This window comes from Arthrobacter sp. MYb224, from assembly GCF_002975455.1.
Lineage (GTDB): Bacteria > Actinomycetota > Actinomycetes > Actinomycetales > Micrococcaceae > Glutamicibacter.
The window spans coordinates 413,731-430,537 of the sequence record NZ_PCPU01000003.1 but is presented as its reverse complement, the minus strand read 5'-3'; the positions used below and the strand labels follow the sequence as shown (position 1 = coordinate 430,537).

At 63.7% G+C, this 16,807-nt stretch carries 15 protein-coding genes; 4 read left to right on the top strand and 11 right to left on the bottom strand.

What is annotated here, in order from left to right; all coding sequences use genetic code 11:
- Positions 1-318: 318 nt before the first annotated feature.
- Positions 319-537, top strand: coding sequence for a DUF3073 domain-containing protein (locus tag CQ017_RS08045; RefSeq protein ID WP_096283320.1), 219 nt, complete (start codon positions 319-321; stop codon positions 535-537).
- Positions 538-730: 193 nt separating this feature from the next.
- Positions 731-1,621 carry a Sir2 family NAD-dependent protein deacetylase gene (locus tag CQ017_RS08040; RefSeq protein ID WP_105553360.1) on the top strand — a complete coding sequence of 297 codons (891 nt, stop codon included), beginning with the start codon at positions 731-733 and terminating at the stop codon, positions 1,619-1,621.
- Between the two features lie 58 nt (positions 1,622-1,679).
- Here CQ017_RS08040 and CQ017_RS08035 read toward each other — a convergent pair whose 3' ends face one another.
- From CQ017_RS08035 to CQ017_RS08005, 7 genes are all read right to left on the bottom strand, one after another.
- The gene (locus CQ017_RS08035) at positions 1,680-2,225 is read right to left on the bottom strand and encodes a VanZ family protein (RefSeq protein ID WP_105553258.1); all 546 of its coding nucleotides are present in this window, start codon (positions 2,223-2,225) and stop codon (positions 1,680-1,682) included.
- 110 nt (positions 2,226-2,335) lie between these two features.
- Complete coding sequence (locus CQ017_RS08030; protein ID WP_105553257.1) at positions 2,336-4,057, bottom strand: HNH endonuclease; 1,722 nt, start codon at positions 4,055-4,057, stop codon at positions 2,336-2,338.
- A 132-nt stretch (positions 4,058-4,189) separates the two neighbouring features.
- The gene (gene purM / locus CQ017_RS08025) at positions 4,190-5,332 is read right to left on the bottom strand and encodes a phosphoribosylformylglycinamidine cyclo-ligase (RefSeq protein ID WP_105553256.1); all 1,143 of its coding nucleotides are present in this window, start codon (positions 5,330-5,332) and stop codon (positions 4,190-4,192) included.
- Between the two features lie 76 nt (positions 5,333-5,408).
- Positions 5,409-6,932, bottom strand: a complete 1,524-nt coding sequence (purF, locus tag CQ017_RS08020) for an amidophosphoribosyltransferase (protein WP_105553255.1) — start codon at positions 6,930-6,932, stop codon at positions 5,409-5,411.
- 105 nt (positions 6,933-7,037) lie between these two features.
- On the bottom strand, positions 7,038-7,361 hold the full coding sequence (locus CQ017_RS08015; protein WP_105553254.1) for a hypothetical protein: 324 nt from the start codon (positions 7,359-7,361) through the stop codon (positions 7,038-7,040).
- Positions 7,362-7,365: 4 nt separating this feature from the next.
- Complete coding sequence (locus CQ017_RS08010) at positions 7,366-7,746, bottom strand: sterol carrier family protein (RefSeq protein WP_105553253.1); 381 nt, start codon at positions 7,744-7,746, stop codon at positions 7,366-7,368.
- Between the two features lie 71 nt (positions 7,747-7,817).
- On the bottom strand, positions 7,818-8,801 hold the full coding sequence (locus CQ017_RS08005) for an asparaginase (RefSeq protein ID WP_105553252.1): 984 nt from the start codon (positions 8,799-8,801) through the stop codon (positions 7,818-7,820).
- Positions 8,802-8,945: 144 nt separating this feature from the next.
- Between CQ017_RS08005 and purD the strand changes: the two genes are divergently transcribed.
- On the top strand, positions 8,946-10,232 hold the full coding sequence (gene purD / locus CQ017_RS08000) for a phosphoribosylamine--glycine ligase (RefSeq protein WP_105553251.1): 1,287 nt from the start codon (positions 8,946-8,948) through the stop codon (positions 10,230-10,232).
- Entirely contained in the window at positions 10,232-11,137 is a 906-nt protein-coding gene (locus CQ017_RS07995) for a phosphoribosylaminoimidazolesuccinocarboxamide synthase (protein WP_105553250.1), read from the top strand. The genes purD and CQ017_RS07995 overlap by 1 nt, the downstream gene beginning before the upstream one ends.
- A 67-nt stretch (positions 11,138-11,204) precedes the next feature.
- Here the strand turns inward: CQ017_RS07995 and CQ017_RS07990 are convergent, their stop codons facing one another.
- From CQ017_RS07990 to CQ017_RS07975, 4 genes are all read right to left on the bottom strand, one after another.
- Positions 11,205-11,936, bottom strand: coding sequence for a class I SAM-dependent methyltransferase (locus tag CQ017_RS07990; protein WP_105553249.1), 732 nt, complete (start codon positions 11,934-11,936; stop codon positions 11,205-11,207).
- 14 nt (positions 11,937-11,950) lie between these two features.
- A complete protein-coding gene (locus tag CQ017_RS07985) occupies positions 11,951-13,759 on the bottom strand; it encodes an ABC transporter ATP-binding protein (RefSeq protein ID WP_105553248.1) in 1,809 nt (602 codons plus the stop codon).
- Positions 13,756-15,576 (bottom strand): ABC transporter ATP-binding protein, encoded by a 1,821-nt coding sequence (locus CQ017_RS07980; protein ID WP_105553247.1) that lies wholly within the window; start codon positions 15,574-15,576, stop codon positions 13,756-13,758. Before CQ017_RS07980 ends, CQ017_RS07985 begins: the two co-directional genes overlap by 4 nt.
- Before the next feature lie 170 nt (positions 15,577-15,746).
- Positions 15,747-16,700, bottom strand: coding sequence for a metallophosphoesterase (locus CQ017_RS07975; RefSeq protein ID WP_105553246.1), 954 nt, complete (start codon positions 16,698-16,700; stop codon positions 15,747-15,749).
- Between the last annotated feature and the right edge of the window lie 107 nt (positions 16,701-16,807).

Below are 16,807 nucleotides of genomic sequence, written 5' to 3'. Positions count from 1 at the left end.
TAAAACCCACTGGCCGATTTGCCGTTTGGGCTTCTCCGGTTCGGGCTGCAATGGCGGTAATGCCGCTTGCGGCTCGGGTAGATCTTTTTCCACCACCTGTAGTGCTCCTTGAAGGTTCGCCTTGGTTTGAAAGGGAGCAAGCTCACTAAATAGTCGTTGGACTAATCGACAGTCTAACGGGTCTGACACGTGTTGCGTTCAGCGCTCGCCGTCGAATCGTGTTAACCTTTAATTACGAAAGAACTGATCACATATTCGGGGGCCTTCACCTGTTAGGTGGACCACCTCCCGACTCTACTGAAAAGAGGGGGTCACGCCATGGGGCGCGGCCGTCAAAAGGCTAAAGCACAGCGTCAAGCGCGAGATATTAAGTACTACTCGCCCTCGACTGACCTTACGGCACTAGAGCGTGAGCTTGGTGTCCGGTCCGATTATCATGCCCAGAATCTGGAGCCTGATAATTCATCGCATGACGACGAAGAGTCTGATTACGACGAGCTGACTAAGAAGTACTCCGGAGACGACGACGCTGACTAATCCTCAGCTACTCAACCGAGAGTCATTGGCTCGGGTGCCTGCCTTCATATGAAGTTGTGCAGCTCTTCAGTACATTTTTGCGACATGCCGCAGCGACTAAGCTAAATTAGCTTCAAGGTCGTTGCGGCCTTTGTCGTCCCCGAATGCTCCGAAAGGTCAGAACGTGAGCACCCCCGAAGAGCTTTCCATCCAAATGGCCCACCACTCGGCCATCCGGTCCATGCAACGCATCGTGGAGCAGCAAGCGGATCCTTCCCCGGAAGAAGACGCCAGAGCCGGCGTGCAGGCAATGCTCGACCGAGGCAATGTGCTGGTGGTGACGGGTGCCGGAGTTTCCACCGACTCCGGGATCCCCGACTACCGGGGACCAAACGGCTCGCTGCAGCGCCACCGTCCGATGACCTATCAGGAATTCAAATACCGTCCTGAGGCACGCCACCGCTATTGGGCCCGCGGGTTCGTGGGCTGGCGCCACATGTTCCAAGCCGAACCGAATGGAATTCACCGCCGGCTGGTGGGCTGGGAAGATACCGGCCGGATCAGTGGAATCATTACGCAAAACGTTGACGGGCTGCACCATCGGGCCGGATCAAAAACGGTGATCCCGGTGCATGGCGACCTTTCGATTGTGCGTTGCCTGGACTGCGGCCAGAGCGAGGACCGCCAACACTTCGACATCCGCCTGCAGGAGCTCAATGTCGGCTACATCGAATCCGTTGAAATCGACCCCAGCGCGATCAACCCGGATGGCGATGTGGAACTGCCGCAGTATTGGGTCGACCGGTTCATCATGGCTAGGTGTGAAAATTGCGGCTCCTTGGCGTTGAAACCCGATGTGGTGTACTTCGGCGAGAGCGTGCCGGTGGAGCGCAAGCAGCAGATGGCACAGCTCGAGGAGGCTTCTACCGGGTTGTTGGTGCTCGGCTCATCGCTGGCGGTGATGAGCGGGTACAAGATCCTGCTGAACTTCGTCAAACGCGGATTACCGGTCGCCTTGGTAACCAATGGCCACGTGCGCGGCGAGGAGAAAGCCACGTGGCGTTGGCGGGTGCCGCTGTCTCATGCGATGCGACAGCTCGATTAGCCACCGAAGGCAAAATTCGCGGCTGGGGATAATCCGTACTCGTCGTCGATGATCCTGGCTACGCGCCCAACGGTGCATAACGCACAGGGGACAGGATGAAGAGGGCAGTGAGCAGCACCAGAATCACGGTGAGAACCGTGCAGAGGACCGATATCTTCCACCAAATACGCGGTCGTGCGCTCCTTGCCAGTCGTGCAGCGAGGACGTATCCGGTCAGGCCACCGAGGGTATTGACAATGACATCGGTGGCATCGGAACTCCCCAGCGCGAGAACGTACTGGATGATCTCGAAGGCCAGGCTGACCCCGGCCATCAAGCCAACTGCGTGCAGCCAATGCCAAGCGCGAGCCAAGAGGCCCAGATAGAGGCCGAAGGGCATAAACAGGACAAGGTTCAGTCCAACTTCGACTGGTGCACTGGAGCCGGACTCGGCCCAAGCGACGAACGGCACGAGCTTAATGAGCCGCAGCGATCCGGAACCGACGAACGGAATCTCCAGCTTCCACAGCACCATCCAACCAAGCAAGACCAGATAGATGGCGAACAGCGGAACCAGCCGTTTGCTGGCCCGAGCCAATCCGGGCTCCGGGTGCTGTTCGTGCATGCCACACTCCATTTCGGTAGGCGCCGTCGTACCGATTCTAGAGGAATCGAGCTGAGGCACCCCGGACTTGTGCCGTGGCTTGAGCGAGGTGTAGGACCATCGCTCCAGGGCTAGCCGGGGTGGGAATCGAGAACCTCCGCGGGCGAGAGCCAGTAGGTATTCCGGCGGGGGATTTGCGGCGGGTCCAGCGACCGGGGCAAAAGCACCGCGGGAGGCCGGTCTTTGCGGATGATGACTTTGAAGAGCCCGGCATGGCGCGCGTGGTGGTGCCGGGGGCAGGACATCGCCCCGTTTTCAACACTCGTCTCGCCGCCCTCCTCCCACGGCAGGAGGTGGTCCGCTTCGCAGCGCCCCGCGGGCATGGTGCATCCCGGATACAGGCAGCCACGGTCGCGGGCAATCAGGGGTCGTTTCATATGCGGCGGGAAGAGCCGTTCGGACCGGCCGACATCGAGTATCTGTCCTTTGCCATTAAAAACCACCGGGAGGATCCCCGCATTGCACATCTGCGTGCGGGCCTCGGCATCGGAGAGCGGAATGCCGTTTTCGGTGATCGCGTAGCTCTTGTCGCCCGCGATCATTTTGGCGAAGTCCAGATGCACGACGACCTGCGGGGTGACGATGCCGGTGGTTTTCTTTCCCGTGGCGCCGGTGGAGCGAAGCGCGCTGAGCAGTGCGGTCAGGTGCCGCATCGCCGGGGTGAGGTCTTCGAAGGTCTGCGGGTAGAAGGAATCACCGGGCAGGGCTGCCGGCGCCGCGGCATGATCCGCGGGAGCCGGAGCCCCGGATTCCGCGTTTCCTGGCCCTGCGTGGGCAGCGGACTGGTCGCCGGAATTCTCCGCCGGGGACCCTTGCTCTTCGGGGGCACCGTCTTGCGCCCAGCGGGGCATGGTTTCCGGATCGTCCCACGGCGTGGTTGCTGGGGGTGGCGCGGGCACCGCCCCGGGCTCGGGAGCGGAATTGGACGACGCGCCGCCTGCCTGCGCGTAGGTCCGCGCGGTCAGCTGCGCGAGCTCTTGCCGGTTGCCGGCGATGGTCGCCGGATTGTCGATCTGCGTGCGGAGGGATTCGATGATTTCCGCCTCATGGGGCAGCACCTTGAGCTGATAGATCACCAGGCCGTTGCGCATGCCCTTGCGGAATATCCCGGCTTCGGCGACGAGCGCATGGGGCGGGCGCTGCGTGCCGACCTGCTCTTGGACCAGCGTGCCCAGGTGCGTCAGGGCGGTAGCTGGCTCCTGGCGAAGCAGGGTGGCCGCCTGCGCTTCGAGCTGGTCGCGTTGCGCGGCGGAGGGCAGGTCCTTGTGCACGCCGCGGAGTTTGCTGGCGGCCTGGGCCACCAGGCGGGGATCGGTTTCCCGTCCGCTGAATTCGGCGGACAGCCGTGGGTAGCCCGGACCATGGCGCACTCCGTCCTCGGTGACCCGCGCGATCAGCGCGTCCGCCTGGGCGAGCCGGTAGTTGGCAGCGGAGACCGGCACCTGGAGCCATGAGGTGTACATCGAGGTGCAGTCCGTGAAGTGAGCGCGCCCGCTGGCCCGCTGGCCGGAAAGCTGTTCAAGGGTTTCGAGGGTGGGGGCCGGGCCGGCCTCGGCAACAGCTTGCAGGGACCGCTCGTCTAGTTGATGCGCACCGCTGGAGCGCAGCGCGTCGGCCGCATGAATCTGGCTGCGGGCAAGCTCGGCCGCGCAGCGCTCGGTCAGCCAGGCGAAGTACGCGGCGTGGCCCGGTGCGAGGTCGATCCCGGCCAGCGCGCGCGTGGCCCGCTCGACCTGGCTGACGCCTTTCGCCAGCAGGTCCAGCGCCTGGGCGGTGGCTGCATGCGTACTCATGTGCCCCAGCATGCCCCACGATGGGCCGGTGTCGGCAGGCGGCGGGCAAGCTGTGGATAAGCGGGCAAAAAAGGGGGCGAAACGGCACCGTGCTGGTGCCGTTTCGCCCCCTTTTGCGGGATGCTTCGAATGCTACTTGGCGTAGTTGCCGGTCAGCAGGACTGCGCCGCCGTCCACGCCCTTGGCGCCCTGGACGAAGTCCAGACCCGCGGAGCTAGCGGAAGGCTCGAGGTTTTCGACCGAACCCATGATCCAGGCGCCCATGCCGGCCTTGTTCAGCAGTGCCACCGCGCGGTCGGCGACGTTCTGCTCGACCACCGCGACCATGCCCACACCCAGGTTCAGGGTGCGCTCAAGATCCGGCTGCGGCACATTGCCCAGCGCCGCAATGGTGGAGAAGACCGCGGGCAGTGACCAGGTGGAGCGGTCCACGCGCGCCATCAGGCCCTTGGGCAGCACGCGGGCCAGGTTGGCCGCCAGGCCGCCGCCGGTGACGTGGCTGAAGCCGTGCACCCCGAAGTTCTCCCCGTCGTTCAGCTCGCCGATCAGGTCCAGGCAGGCGGTGGTGTAGATGCGGGTCGGAACCAGCAGCTCCTCGCCCAGCGTGCGGCCGAATTCGGCGACCTCGCGCTCCAGCTCCCACTTGGCGTGCGCGATCACGCGGCGCACCAGCGAATAGCCGTTGGAGTGGATGCCCGAGGAGGCCATGCCGATGACGACATCCCCGGCCTGCACCCGCTCCGGGCCGAGCAGCTGATCGGCTTCGATGACGCCCGTGGCGGCACCGGCCACATCGTACTCGTCCTCGGCCAGCAGGCCCGGGTGCTCGGCGGTTTCGCCGCCCACCAGGGCGGTGCCGGCCAGCTTGCAGCCTTCGGCGATGCCGCGCACGATATCCGCGATGCGCTCCGGAACGACCTTGCCGGTGGCGATGTAGTCGGTCATGAACAGCGGCTTGGCGCCAACCACCACGATGTCATCGACCACCATGCCCACCAGGTCCTGGCCGATGGTGTCGTGGATGTCCAGCTTCTGCGCGATCGCAACCTTGGTGCCCACCCCGTCGGTGGAGGTGGCCAGGTAGGGCTTCTTGTACCCGGTGAGGAAGGAAACGTCGAACAGGCCGGCGAATCCGCCGACTCCGCCGACCACGCCGGTGGTGTGGGTGGCCTTGATCGCGCCCTTCATCAACTCGACGGCACGGTCACCGGCCTCGACGTCGACGCCCGCTCCGGCGTAGGTGATGGAGGTTGGCTGCTCTTGCGTGCCGCTCATGGCAGATGGATCCTTTTCTGTCGTGAACACCGGATAGCCGGTGCCGCTTGCAACGAGGTGGGTGATGGATTGGTGACTAGAGGGTTGCTTCGAGCTCGGCATCCGGGCCGGGCTCGCAACCGCTCTGATTTGCCTGCTCCAGCAGGTTCTTCCCGTGGCGCTCATCACCGGGCAGCGGGATCGGGTAGTCGCCGGTGAAGCAGGCGGTGCACAACTTCTCGCGCGGCTGCGCGGTGGCCCCGATCATGCCGTCCTCGGAGATGTACGCCAGCGAATCGGCGCCGATGGACTTTCCGATTTCGTCCACGGCCGCGCCATTGGCGATCAGCTCCGCGCGGGTGGCGAAGTCGATGCCGTAGAAACAAGGCCATTTCACCGGTGGCGAGGAGATCTTCACATGCACCTCGGCGGCTCCGGCCTCGCGCAGCATGCGCACCACCGCACGCTGGGTGTTGCCGCGCACGATCGAGTCGTCCACGACCACCACGCGCTTGCCGCGCAGTACTGTCTCCAGCGCGTTGAGCTTCAGCTTGATGCCCAGCTGGCGCAGCGTCTGCGAGGGCTGGATGAAGGTGCGGCCCACATAGGCGTTCTTCACGAAGCCGTGGGTGAACGGAATGCCGGACTCCTCGGCGTAGCCGATGGCCGCCGGGGTGCCGGATTCCGGGACCGGGATGACGATGTCCGCGTCCGCGCTGTTTTCGCGGGCCAGCTGGCGGCCCATCTCCACGCGGGCTTCGTATACCGAGCGACCGGCGATGGTCGCATCGGGGCGGGCCAGGTAGACGTACTCGAAGACGCAGCCCTTCGGGGTGGCTTCGGCGAAGCGGGTGGAGCGGATGCCGGTCTCGTCGATGGCGATCAGTTCGCCCGGTTCGATCTCGCGGATGAAGGACGCGCCCACGGTGGCCAGGGCCGGCTGCTCGGAGGCAACCACCCAGCCGCGGTTCAGCCGTCCCAGGACCAGGGGACGCACCCCGTGCGGGTCGCGGGCCGCGTACATGGTGTTTTCGTCCATGAACACGAAGCAGAAGGCGCCCTCGATCTTGGGCAGCAGCTCGAGCGCGGTCTCTTCGAGGCTCTGGCCCTCCTTGCCCGCAAGCAGGGCGGTGACCAGCGCGGTATCGGTGGTATTGCCCTGGGCAATTTCGCCGCGCAGCTTGCCGCCCTCGGAGACCTGCTTGGCCTCGACCATTTCGGCGAGCTGCGCCGAGTTGGTGAGGTTGCCGTTATGCGCCAGGGCTACGGTGCCGGTCTGGGTCGGGCCCAGGGTCGGCTGCGCATTGGCCCAGTGGCTGGCGCCGGTCGTCGAATAGCGGCAGTGCCCCACGGCCAGGTGGCCGGTCATCGAGTTCAACGTGTTTTCGTCGAAGACCTGGGAGACCAGGCCCATATCCTTGTACACGTTGATTCGCGCGCCGTCGCTGGTTGCGATGCCCGCGGACTCCTGTCCGCGGTGCTGCAACGCGTACAGCCCGTAATAGGTTAGTTTTGCAACTTCTTCGCCAGGTGCCCAGACACCAAAAACGCCGCATTCGTCCTGCGGCCCTTTTTCGTTGGGAAGCAAGTCATGATTCAGGAATCCATCGCCACGCGCCATGTCAATTATTCTCTCATGTATCTATTGGTCGACACCGACCGTTTATGTGGTGAACGGCGACCAGGTGCGCGGCCACCGCTTGCCTTCCTGGGAAGGGGAGGGCGCCTAGCCTTGTCGCTCGCTGCCGGTGTCCCCGGCCAGGGGCACCGCCAGTTTTGGGGTGGTCTTGCGCGAAGTGACGCGATCGATAATTACATATGCGAGCGCGCCTAGCCCGGTGCCAAGTCCCGCGCAGAACATGGCGAAGAATCCGACGGCCGATCCCACGGTGTAATCCATGGACGGTTCACCAATCAAGCCAATGACTACGCCTACCAAGGCGCCGAGTACGGCGCCGGCGAGGACTATTGGCCAGAAGCGCGGTGCCGAATGAACCTGCACCTGGATTGGCTGGTCGGCGGATGGCGGGGTAGCGGGGTGTTGCTCCATAGCTTTAAGGGTACTCAATTAGCGGCAGGTGTGCCGACAAGTCTGCCCTTAGTCCGGAGGCGTGCAATTGCCCCGATTGCACTGCCGCAGCCCAGCCGGTGCGCCCGGTGACCAGTGAAAGCCATAATTCGGCGGGCATTTCGACCACATTTGGCGGTGTACCACGGGTATGGCGGGGCCCTTCAATGCATTGAGTCACACCAAAGGGCGGAACCCGCACCTCAACCGAGTTCCCCTCGGCCCGCGAAGCGAGTTCCTCCAAGGCGAAACGCACCGCCATGGCCAGCGTTGGGCGGGCTGTTTTCCCTTGGATTTCCGCGTTTTCGGTCCAGTTGCGAAGTGCTGCGCGGCCGGCGTGCTCGTCTATTCTTCGCTTGATCGCCATGGCGTTAAATTCCCTTCCTTGGATGACGAAAAAATGTCATATTCCGCCCCTGGATTTCGTTTTCGGTGGGGCTAGCGGGCCGCGAAGTCCCGGCCGAGGTAGCGAACCCCGGCAGCACGCGCCCCGGCGGTGTGCGCCGCGCTGCTCAGCCGGTCTGATAATTCTTCCAGCTTCCGCATGCTCAGCGCACCATGGGCAGCCAGCAGGCCCAACGCCAGCACATCGATTCCGCGCGAAGCGCCATCAAGGATTTTCACCGCCACGCTGACCCCGTTAGGGGCGGACATGCCCAGCACCCCTTCGGCACCGAGCTTGGCGATGATTCCGGTGGACTCGATGACCAGCGTATTGGGGCTGCCCGCACCGCGTACCGCCCACGGGTGTTCGCGCATGGCGCTGGCCACCGACCGGGCAGCCGGGTCGGTGGATGCCGCCAGCTTTCGAAACCCCTCCGCCAGGGACCGCAGCGACATCTGCGGTGCCGGAGCCCCGCAGCCATCGACGCCCAGGAAAGTGATCGGCCCGCAGAACTCTTCCATCGCCCGAGAGGCCGAACGCTGCACCGGATGCTCGGGCGACAGATAGCTGCCGAGCGGTTCACCGCTGGCCACAGCCGCCGCGAGAAAAGCGGCATGTTTGCCCGAACAGTTGAAGGCAAGCTTGTTTTGGCTGTGGCCGCGCGCGGCCATCTCGGAGCGTGTTGCCGAATCGCCGGGCCACGAGGCCGGGCATTGCAGATGCTCTTGGCCCAGCGCCACCGAGTCGAGCACGCTGCGCGCGAGCAGCTGATGTTGTTCGGTTCCCAGATGGCTGGCGCAGGCAAGCGCCAGTTGCGCGGATTCCAACGCCGCCCCGGCGCGCAGCGAACCGATCGCCTGAAAAGGCTTCAGCGCGGATCGCGGAAAGACCAAGGCTTCGGGATCGCCGATGGCCTCCAGAACCTGCCCGGCCGGATCCAGAACTACCGCTGCGCCATAATGCCGCGATTCGATCACCGAATTGCGGGTGATCCGCAGCAGCTCGCTGCACTGTGTGATGTCTATCGCTGAACCCATGAGGCCAAGTCTAGGCGCAGGCCCGCACGGAGGGCTTTCCCAAGGAAGGCAAGCCCCCAGGGGCTGGCGCGGTGATCTGGGCAACTTTTCATCGCCCGGTCACAGACCACTAATCGTGCGTGGTTCTCCGGTAAACTCGGTGCAGTGAAGGTACTGGTGATTGGCCCAGGCGGCCGTGAGCATGCAATTGTCCGTGCACTTAGTGCAGACCCCTACGTCAATGAGGTTCATTGCGCTCCCGGCAACGCCGGAATCGCACAGGACGTCACTACCCATGAGATCAACGCGCAGGACCCGCAAGCGGTTCTGGCGCTAGCCCGCGAGCTAGCCAGCGAGCTGGTAATCGTTGGGCCCGAAGCGCCACTGGCCGCCGGAGTTGCCGATGCGCTCATCGAAGCCGGGATTCCCGTCTTCGGGCCAACCCGCGCCGCGGCACAGCTGGAAGCCTCCAAGGCATTCGCCAAGGACGTCATGGCCGCCGCGCAGGTTCCCACCGCCATGGCGCATGTGGCAACGAATACTGCCGAAGCCGAAGCCGCCCTTGACGATTTCGGCGCACCCTATGTGGTCAAAGACGACGGGCTGGCCGCTGGCAAGGGGGTTGTGGTGACCGCAGACCGTGCCGAGGCACTGGCCCACGCAGAGCTCTGCTTTGCCGCCGGCGGCACCGTGGTTATCGAAGAATTCCTCGATGGCCCGGAAGTTTCGCTGTTCGTCATCTGCGACGGCAAGCACGCCGTCCCGCTGTCCCCAGCTCAGGACTTCAAGCGCATCTTCGACAACGACGAAGGCCCCAACACCGGTGGCATGGGCGCCTACTCGCCGCTTCAATGGCTTCCGGAAGGCTTTGTCGACGAGGTGATGGACCGCGTCGCCTACCCGACACTGCGCGAAATGGAAAAGCGCGGCACCCCGTTCACCGGCGTGCTGTACTGCGGACTGGCCATCACCAAGCGCGGCATCCGCGTCATCGAATTCAACGCCCGCTTCGGCGACCCGGAGACCCAAGCGGTCTTGGCTCGGCTGAAGACCCCGCTGGGCGCAATCCTCCTCGCCGCGGCGAACGGCAAGCTCGACGACGCCGAGCAGCTGCGCTGGTCCTCGAAAACCGCCGTGGACGTGGTCATCGCCGCCGAGAATTACCCGGATGCCCCGGTCAAGGGAGCGGTGATCGAAGGGCTGGAAGAAGCCAACCATGTCGGCGAGGTGCATGTGATGCATGCCGGCACCAGCACCGACGCCGAAGGCAACATCACCGTGGCCGGTGGCCGCGTCTTGGCGGTCGTCGCGCTGGGCGATGACCTTGCCGCCGCCCGGGCGAACGCCTACGCGGGTGTTTCCAAGATCAGTTGGAGCGGTGCCCAGTCGCGCAGCGATATCGCCTTGAAGGCCGAACGCGGAGAAATCGTAGTGAACGGGGAGAGCAAGTAATGGCAGGATTCCAGACCGAAACGCTTTCCCTGGATGGCTGGGACCACTTCTATTCGGGCAAGGTGCGCGACCTGTACCTGCCGGCCGGGGTGAGCTTCGCGGACTCCGACCGTGTGCTGGTGGTCGCTTCGGACCGAATCAGCGCCTATGACTTCGTGCTGACCAGCGAGATTCCGGATAAGGGCAAGGTGCTGACCCAGCTGAGCCTGTGGTGGTTCGGGCAGCTGGACGAATTCGCCAACCACGTGATCTCCACCGAGGTGCCGGCGGCGGTAGCCGGCCGCGCGATGGTGTGCAAGAAGCTTGAGATGTACCCTATCGAGTGCATTGCCCGCGGTTATCTGACCGGCTCGGGTCTGGCCGAATACAAGGTCTCCTCGACCGTGTGCGAGCTGCCGTTGCCCGCGGGCCTGGTTGACGGTTCACGCCTGCAGCCGGCGCTGTTCACCCCTTCGGCCAAGGCCGAGGTCGGCGAGCATGACGAGAACATCTCCTTTGCGCAGACGGTGGAACGCGTCGGCGCGCAGGTCTCCGAGGCCTTGCGCGAGAAGACCGTCGCCCTCTACGAACGCGCCGAGCAGATCGCCCGTGAACGCGGCATCATCCTTGCCGATACCAAGGTCGAATTCGGCGCCGATCCGAGCAACGGCGAGATCACGCTCGGCGACGAGGTGCTCACCCCCGACTCGTCGCGCTTCTGGGATGCCCAGTCCTACGCACCGGGCAAGGCCCAGGCGAGTTTTGACAAGCAGTTCGTGCGCGACTGGTTGACCTCAGCGGCATCCGGTTGGGACAAGAATTCCGGGGCCGAGCCACCGGCGTTGCCCGCAGAGATTGTGGAGAAGACGCGCGCCCGGTACATCGACGCCTATGAGCGTTTGACCGGGGAGAAATTCTCCGGCTAAGGGCAAAAACGAAAGGCCGGGGTGAAGGAGAAATTCCTTCGCCCCGGCCTTTTCGCTAAGCAGGGAACTAGCCGCCCAGCTCGGCTGCGTCCTTGCGTACGTGATACAGCACGTAGCCGTAGCTCAACTCGGTCGCCAACGGATGCCGCGCGATCCAGTCGCGAGCCAGATCCGCCGGAAATTCAAGGTGAAGTACCTTGGCGAGATCCTCTGCCGAGTCGAAACTCCAACTGCTCATCACCTCATGGCGTTGGGCTCCCTGCGCGGCCCACCACCGCCGGATGTAGCCATCCTCGCCCTGATCCGCGGCCCAGTTGCTCTGCCGTAAAAGCGAAGCGAATTCTCCGTGCTGGTGGTCGTTGTCGATCACCAGCAGCGACCCTCCGGGGCGCAGGACACGCAGGACCTCGCGTAGTCCGGCGGCGCAGTCGTAGTTCGTTGAGGGGAAGAAATAGGCGAAGCGCGCGTGCACCACCTCCACGCTGGAGTCCGCCAGCGGAAGATGTTCGGCAGACCCGTGCAGCACCTGAACCCGCGAACTGCGCGCCCGCGCGGCGTCCAGCAGGCGCAGATCCGGTTCTACGCCGATAACCGTGCCATGCTCGGTGAGATATTTGGGGAGCCAATAGCCGCTGCCGCACCCCAAATCCAGCAGGACCTTGCCCGCCCAGGGCGCCAAGGAGCGCAATTGCGCAAAGAGCACCCCGGTTCGATCCAGCGCGCTATTTTCAATCTCGTAGACTTCCGGGTCCGCCCCCTGGTTCGGGGCCGGAAGGAAGTCGCCCAATTCGTTTGCCATGTGCTTGCGGCCGGTTAGACCAGCGAGTCCTTCCACGCCTTGTGCAGCGAAGCGAAACGTCCCTCGTCCGCGATCAGCTGTTGCGGGGAGCCGTCCTCGATGATTCTCCCATCGTGCACCACCAGCACCCGGTCGGCGATCTGCACCGTGGACAACCGGTGGGCGATGATCAACGCCGTACGGTTCCCCAGCAGCTGCTGCAGGCCGCGTTGCACCGCGCGCTCCGAAGGAATGTCCAGCGAGCTGGTGGCCTCATCCAGGATCAGCACGGCCGGGTCGGCCAAGAAGGCGCGAGCGAAGGAGATGAGCTGGCGTTGCCCGGCGGAGACGCGACCGCCACGCTTATTCATGTCGGTCTCATAGCCTTCGGGAAGTTCGCGGATAAATTCATCGGCGCCCACCGCCCTAGCCGCATCCTGGATCTCCGCGAGCGTCGCGGTGGGCTTGCCGAGCGCAATGTTCTCGGCAACCGTCCCGGAGAACAGGAACGCTTCCTGGGTGACCATCACCACATGCCGGCGCAGTTCCTGATTCGAGAGCTCATTGATCGGGACCGAATCGATTTCCAGGCTGCCCGAGCGCAGATCGTAGAAACGGGAAATGAGTTTTGCGAGCGTGGATTTGCCGGCACCGGTCTGCCCAACCACCGCCACCGTTTGCCCGGCTTCAAGCTTCAGATCGAAGCGGTCCATGATGATCGGCCCTTGCCCGTAGCCGAAGACCGCGTCACTGAAGACGATCTCTCCCTTGACCTGCTCGATACTGCGCGGTGCCAGCGGTTCCCTGACGCTAGGTTCCTCTTCCAAGAGCCCGGAGACCTTTTCGAGGGCTGCCGTGGCCGACTGCAAGGAGGAGTAGAACATGGCGATCTGTTCGACCGGCTGGAAGACGCGTTTAGCCGCAAGCAGCAGCGCCACCATCACGCCAACGGCCAGCGTCCCATCCAGAATGCGGAAGCCGCCGTAGGCGAGCAATACCGCGACCGTGAGGTTTCCAATGAGCACCAGGCCCGGCTGGAGAATGCCGAATAAGTTGAAGGAGCGCACCGAGTTGACCCGATATTTTTCGGCGATCTCAGCATAGTTTTCGTCATTTGCCGCTTCTCGGCGGAACGCCTTGACCGCGCGAATGCCGGTCATCGTTTCGACGAACATGGAGATCACCTTCGCGGAAACCACGCGGGACTCGCGGTAGAGCACCTCGGAACGGCTCTGGTACCAGAAGAAGAGGATCGCCACCGGTATGGCCGCGATGCACAGCACCAAAGCGCTGCGCCAATCCAGGATAAAGATGGTGGCCAGCGTGAAAATCACGAAGACGCACGAGGAGGCGAGTTCGGATACTCCTTGATCTAGCAGTTCACGCAGGGTTTCCAAGTCCGAGGTCTGCCGCGAGATGATCCGGCCCGAGGTGTAGTTCTCATGGAACTCGAGGCTCAGCCGCTGGGTGTGGCGGAAGACCTGCTGCCGCAGATCCAAGAGCATGGCCTGCGAAATGCGGGCGGCGCAATTGATGTACCAGGCCAGCAGGACGCCGGCCAGAATGGCGCAAACAATGTAGGCGCCGCCCGAAACTCCCAGCGCGCTCCAGTTACCCTCGCGGACCTGCGGCAGCGTCCAGTCGATGGCCAAGGCAATGAGGATTGGCAGGACGACGCGGGCCGCATTGGAAACCAGCACAAGCACCACGGTGAGAATGAAGAGTTTCTTCTGCGGCATGGCGAGCGTCGCCAGGAGCCTGAAGGAACGGCGGCGTACTCGTTTGCGTTGGGCGCCGGAGAGGTTGATGTTGTCCTCTTCGGTGACACCTAATGGTTGGCTCATCGGGCGACCTCTTCGCTCATCGGTGCTTCGTCATCCAGGCTGGCAATCACATATCGGTAATGTTCGTTCGTGCTCAGCAGGTGCGTGTGGCTGCCGATCGCGTCGATGCGCCCATCGCGCAGCAAGGCCACCCGGTCGGCGAGCATCACGGTGGAAGGCCGGTGAGCCACCACCAAGGTGGTAGTGCCCTCCAGGACCTCGCGCAGCTTCGTGGTGACGGCTTCCTCCGTGCGCACGTCCAAGGCGGAGAGCGGATCGTCCAGGACCAGGATCCGGGGCCGGGCGGCGATGGCGCGGGCCAGGGCCAGACGCTGGCGCTGGCCGCCGGACAGGGACAAGCCTTCCTCGCCGATGAGCGTATCGACCCCCTGCGGCAGCTGATAGGCAAAGTGCGCCTGCGCCACGTCAAGGGACTGCGCCAAGAGCGCTTCGCGCTGCGCGGGGCTGTAATCCGCCGGGGCACCGAGCAGCACGTTTTCGCGGACCGAATTCGAGAATAGGGTGGTGTCTTCGAAAGCCACGGCTATTTCTTCGCGCAGCTCTTCCAGATCCCATTCGCGCACGTCTTGCCCGTGCACCAGTACCTGCCCGGCGCTCACCTCATGCAGTCGGGGGATCAGATTCAGCAGAGTCGACTTGCCCGAGCCGGTGATTCCGACCAGCGCCATGGTTTCCCCGGCGCGGATCGTCAGCTCGATATCGGCAAGGATGGGGCGCCCGCGCCCGGAGGCATCGGGGTAGGCAAACCGAACGTGCTTGAGCTGTACTTCGCCGCTGCGTTCGGCCGGGGAGTTCGCCTGGGCGGGGGAGACGATGTCGTTGGAAGCGTCCATCACTTCGAAGTGGCGGTCCAGTGCGGTTTTGGTGCTCAGAGTCATGCCCAGCAGCATCCCCATGCCTTCCACCGGGCCTGCGATCACCGCTGCGATGGCGAAGTAGGCCACGAGCGAGCCGATGCTCAGCTGCCCGCCGGCAACCAGCGAGATGCCGATCAAGACGCCCAGCCCCAAGATCGTTTCGGGGATTGCGACGACGGCCATCAGGAAGCTGGCCAGGGTTTTGGCCTTGCTGATTTCCGTCTGTTGCAGCGATTTGGCCTGCTCGCTGAATCCGGCGTACACGTGGGGGCCGCGGCCGAAGGCCTTGATGACGCGAATGCCATGGACGGACTCTTCGACGGCGGTCGCCAGGTCGCCGGCCTGGTCTTGGCTCAGCCGGCTCGCGGCCCGGTAGTTGTTGCGGAAGTGGTAGGCCTTGATCGAGATGGGGATGGCGCCTAGCAGGTAGAGCAGTCCGAGGATCCACGAGTGGTAGAACATCAGCGCCAGCCCGGTGATCACGGTGACCGTGTCCACGATGAGCATCATGGCGCCGAAGGCGAGCCAGCGGCGCAGCAGCGACAGATCCGACATCGAGCGGGAAAGCAGCTGGCCCGAGCCCCAGCGCTCGTGGAAAGCCACGGGCAGGCGCTGCAGATGCTTGTAGAAGCGGATGCGCATCTGCGCTTCCAGCCCTGCCGCCGGGTTGAGCACGAATTGGCGGCGCAGGAAGATGAACAACGCTTCCAGGAAACCCAAGGCGCCGACAATCGCCATGGCGATCCAGATTGCGTTGTTCGTTCCATCGCTGTCCAGGACGTTGTTCACCAGCCAGGCGAGGACCTGTGGAATGACGAGGGCGACAATACCTGCGCCCAAGGCGCAGAGGAAGCCGCCGATGAGCCGCGGAAGAATCGGGCGGACGAACGGCCCCAGCCGTTTTAAGGTGGTTGTCAACGACACCGCTTCAGCTGCTTCTGAGTTTTGTTGTCGCGCCATGCGAGTTCCCCACCATCACCAATAACAATATCGACCGGACTACAGCCTACAGTCAGTAGTTGGGAAAATTCAATCAAATAATCACTAGTGGATAGATTATTTGTTGCTGGCTCAGAGACGGCTTCAGGCCCCGCACTTGAACCAAGTGCGGGGCCTGAAGGAATGGATGATCAGTCCCTTGCGGTGAGCGTGAGCAGTACTGCCTCGGGCGGGCAGGCAATGCGAAATGGTGCGAAGCGGGAGTGGCCCAGGCCCGCCGAGACGTTCAGTGGGACGGTGCGCCCGGCATATTCCCATTCGGTCAGCCCGCGGGCTCGCCACGTCGGCAAATCGCAGTTCGACACCAGGGCGCCGTATCCCGGAATGCATACCTGTCCGCCGTGGGTGTGGCCGGCGAAGATGATATCCGCCCCGGCCTCGGTGAGCTGATCCAGCACTCGTTGGTAGGGGGCATGGGTCAGCGCGATGCGTACGTGCGGAGCCTGGTATCCGGTGACCGAACCTTGCGGCCATCCAGCGAATTGGTCGCGATCCAGGTGCGGATCATCGATGCCGGTCAGATCAAGCCGGATTCCGTTGAGCACGGTGGAGTAAGCCCGGTTGGTCATGTTGACCCATCCGGCGGATCCGAAGGCCCGGTGCATCTCTTCGAAGGGCAGCTTGTCACGGCTCGAAGGGTTTGGCGTGCCGGAGCTTGCGCTGAGGTAGCGCAAGGGGTTCTTCATGCGCGGCCCGTAGTAGCAATTCGAGCCCGGCACGAAGGCGCCGGGGAATGCCATCAATGGCTTCAGCGCGTCGATCAGCGCCGGAACGCCATCGCGGTGGCTGAGATTGTCACCGGTGTTGATCACGTAGTCGGGGCGCTCGTCGGCGAGCCGATGCAGCCAGCGTCGCTTGAGGGCTTGGCCGGGGATCATGTGGATGTCCGAGAGGTGGAGCACGCGGATATCGCCCGCGCCGCGGGGAAGCACCTTGACGGTTTCGCGACGGAGCCCGAATTTCTGGGTTTCGTATAGTCCGTAGCCAAGCACCGCCGCGCCTGCTGCGACGGCGCCGCCGGCAAGCAGTGCTGCCGTGCCGGTGGCTCGACCGAATGCCGAAGAGAAATTAGTGTGTTCAACCATGACCGGTCCGTCATTGTCCTTTCAAGGGAACAGACCCGTTCGGGTCTGGTGATAGTGCCAATCTAAACCGAAAGGCCGCGTTCAACCAAAGTTGAACGCGGCCTTTC

Coding starts and splice junctions, on each gene's coding strand:
- purF (WP_105553255.1), bottom strand. CDS start 6,932: ATGGCGCGTGGCGATGGATTCCTGAATCATGACTTGCTTCCCAACGAA.
- CQ017_RS07975 (WP_105553246.1), bottom strand. CDS start 16,700: ATGGTTGAACACACTAATTTCTCTTCGGCATTCGGTCGAGCCACCGGC.
- CQ017_RS08010 (WP_105553253.1), bottom strand. CDS start 7,746: ATGGCGATCAAGCGAAGAATAGACGAGCACGCCGGCCGCGCAGCACTT.
- CQ017_RS08030 (WP_105553257.1), bottom strand. CDS start 4,057: ATGAGTACGCATGCAGCCACCGCCCAGGCGCTGGACCTGCTGGCGAAA.
- CQ017_RS08045 (WP_096283320.1), top strand. CDS start 319: ATGGGGCGCGGCCGTCAAAAGGCTAAAGCACAGCGTCAAGCGCGAGAT.
- CQ017_RS07980 (WP_105553247.1), bottom strand. CDS start 15,576: ATGGCGCGACAACAAAACTCAGAAGCAGCTGAAGCGGTGTCGTTGACA.
- CQ017_RS08015 (WP_105553254.1), bottom strand. CDS start 7,361: ATGGAGCAACACCCCGCTACCCCGCCATCCGCCGACCAGCCAATCCAG.
- CQ017_RS08040 (WP_105553360.1), top strand. CDS start 731: ATGGCCCACCACTCGGCCATCCGGTCCATGCAACGCATCGTGGAGCAG.
- CQ017_RS07995 (WP_105553250.1), top strand. CDS start 10,232: ATGGCAGGATTCCAGACCGAAACGCTTTCCCTGGATGGCTGGGACCAC.
- CQ017_RS08005 (WP_105553252.1), bottom strand. CDS start 8,801: ATGGGTTCAGCGATAGACATCACACAGTGCAGCGAGCTGCTGCGGATC.
- CQ017_RS07990 (WP_105553249.1), bottom strand. CDS start 11,936: ATGGCAAACGAATTGGGCGACTTCCTTCCGGCCCCGAACCAGGGGGCG.
- CQ017_RS07985 (WP_105553248.1), bottom strand. CDS start 13,759: ATGAGCCAACCATTAGGTGTCACCGAAGAGGACAACATCAACCTCTCC.
- purM (WP_105553256.1), bottom strand. CDS start 5,332: ATGAGCGGCACGCAAGAGCAGCCAACCTCCATCACCTACGCCGGAGCG.
- CQ017_RS08035 (WP_105553258.1), bottom strand. CDS start 2,225: ATGCACGAACAGCACCCGGAGCCCGGATTGGCTCGGGCCAGCAAACGG.